Origin of the sequence: Chloracidobacterium sp. (assembly GCA_025057975.1) — a bacterium.
In the GTDB taxonomy this organism is placed as follows: Bacteria; Acidobacteriota; Blastocatellia; order Chloracidobacteriales; family Chloracidobacteriaceae; genus Chloracidobacterium.
In genome coordinates this window covers 1-538 of sequence record JANWUV010000072.1, presented here as the reverse complement: position 1 = coordinate 538, position 538 = coordinate 1, and the positions used below count along the sequence as shown (strand labels likewise).

1 protein-coding gene is annotated in these 538 nt (G+C 68.6%); it reads right to left on the bottom strand.

Annotated elements, in window-relative coordinates; genetic code table 11:
* A partial coding sequence (locus NZ585_15150; GenBank protein MCS7081365.1) for a hypothetical protein occupies positions 1-538 on the bottom strand: 538 nt, incomplete at both ends.

Below are 538 nucleotides of genomic sequence, written 5' to 3'. Positions count from 1 at the left end.
GCGCCATTCGCGCGACGGATCGAGCATCGAGCGCTGGTACAGCGCGCCACCGCGCCATTCGAAGCGCCGGCGCCCGTCGGGCGTGCGCGCGAGCGACAGGTCGGTGCCGCCGGGCGGCGCGGCGGGCCCGGAGGTTCGCAGCCGCGGGTAGCGATCCGCGGTTCCGTGGCAGTCGGCGCATTCGATCTCGATCGCTGCGGGCACCTCGCTGTAGATATGGCCGTTGCCGTGCACGTCCTGCGAGAAGTGGCAGTCCACGCAGTGCATGCCGACTTCCAGATGGATGGACTTGAGGTGAACCGCCTTGCGGAACTTGTCCGGGTCGTCGTCGGCGACGACGCGGCCATCGCGGTCAAGCAGCGCGCCCTTGCGGTCGCGCTTGAACACCGCACGAAAATTCCAGCCGTGGCCGTGGTAATCCGCGAACTGGGTGTCTTTCAGCTTGGGGTTGAGCAGCCACACGTCGCGCAGGAATTGCGGATCGCGCCAAAGTCCCCGGGGTGCCGCGCCTTCGGGGTTGCGATCGTTCACGCGGCGC